This window comes from Mycobacterium sp. 1465703.0, from assembly GCF_001672975.1.
Classification (GTDB): domain Bacteria; phylum Actinomycetota; class Actinomycetes; order Mycobacteriales; family Mycobacteriaceae; genus Mycobacterium.
Genome location: NZ_LZKU01000231.1, coordinates 1 through 878, shown reverse-complemented (window position 1 = coordinate 878; position 878 = coordinate 1). Strand labels below are relative to the sequence as shown.

The 878-nt window shown below is 59.7% G+C and carries 2 pseudogenes; one reads left to right on the top strand and one right to left on the bottom strand.

The features are described from left to right. A pseudogene (locus A5625_RS29280) lies at positions 1 to 90 on the top strand (class I SAM-dependent methyltransferase); the annotation flags it as partial. 60 nt (positions 91 to 150) lie between these two features. Here A5625_RS29280 and A5625_RS21655 read toward each other — a convergent pair. Further along, positions 151 to 878 (bottom strand): annotated as a pseudogene (locus tag A5625_RS21655) (class I SAM-dependent methyltransferase); the annotation flags it as partial.

Sequence of the window (878 nt, the reverse complement as noted above, 5' to 3'; positions counted from 1 at the left end):
TACAACCGCTATATGAAGTACCTGACCGGCTGCGCGAAGCTGTTCCGTCAGGCCTACACCGACGTCAATCAGTTCACGCTGGAAAAGTAGCCGCCCCGAATAGCAAATCAGCCCCGAACGGATCACCGTTCGGGGCTGACTCGATTCGCTCTACTTGACCAATGTGAATTGCCCCACATTGCTGATGCCCCTGCGGAAGAAGTTCTCGCAGCCCGTCAGGTAGTGCATGTAACGGTCGTAGACCTCTTGGGACTGGATGGCGATCGCCCTGTCCTTATTTGCTTCCAGATTGGCCGCCCAGATATTGAGCGTCCGCTCGTAGTGCTTTTGCAGCAATTGGACCCGTTCGACCGAGAAGCCCGCTTCTTCACCGAACTTGAAAATGTCTTCCTGCGCCGACGGTCTGAGGCGTCGGGAGCCAACCCCCGGGGAAAATCTCGGCCAGGATGAACTGCGAGAACTGAACGATCTCATGGGTCAGCTTCATACCCTTGGCCCGGGCATCCTTGAACGAGGGCCGAACGATGGTGTGCAGCAACATCACTCCGCCAGGCGGCAGCGCGTGGTAGGCCATCTTGAAGAAGCGGCCGTAGCGTTGCCGGCCGAAGTGCTCGAACGCGCCGATCGACACGATACGGTCCACCGGCTCGTGGAACTTCTCCCAGCCCTCCAGCAGCACCCGTCGGGACCGGCTGGTGTCCATCTCGTCGAAGGACCTCTGCACGTGCTCGGCCTGGTTCTCCGACAGGGTCAGGCCCACGACGTTGACGTCATATTTCTCGATGGCGCGCCGCATGGTGGCGCCCCAGCCACAACCGATGTCCAACAACGTCATCCCGGGCTCGAGCTTCAGCTTTCCCAGCGCCAGATCGATCTTC